The sequence below is a fragment of the Pseudoalteromonas sp. S2893 genome (genome assembly GCF_005887105.1).
GTDB classification, from domain to species: domain Bacteria; phylum Pseudomonadota; class Gammaproteobacteria; order Enterobacterales; family Alteromonadaceae; genus Pseudoalteromonas; species Pseudoalteromonas atlantica.
On record NZ_PNCY01000139.1, the window covers coordinates 1 to 265 of the forward strand.

Annotated in this window: 1 protein-coding gene; it reads left to right on the top strand. The window is 47.5% G+C overall.

What is annotated here, in order from left to right:
- On the top strand, positions 1 to 265 hold a 265-nt coding region (locus tag CWC04_RS19450), incomplete at both ends, for a YiiD C-terminal domain-containing protein (protein WP_171038606.1).

A 265-nucleotide genomic window follows, 5' to 3' on the forward strand; every position in this document is an offset into this window, starting at 1 on the left:
TGTTTACGCGCCCCGGAGTGGACGCATCTACTGCAAAATATTTGGCTTGAATCAATCCCAATTAGTGATGCAATGGGTTTAACAGTAGAAAGCTACACAGAATGGCAGTTTACAACGCGTGCAGATTTAGACGGTAACTTAAACTTACACAACACTATGTTTGCAGGCTCTATATACAGCTTAGCGACCATAACCGGTTGCGGCGCCACGTACTTAGCGCTGAAAGAGGCAGGGCGTGATGGCTTGAATGTAGTCGCCGATGCCC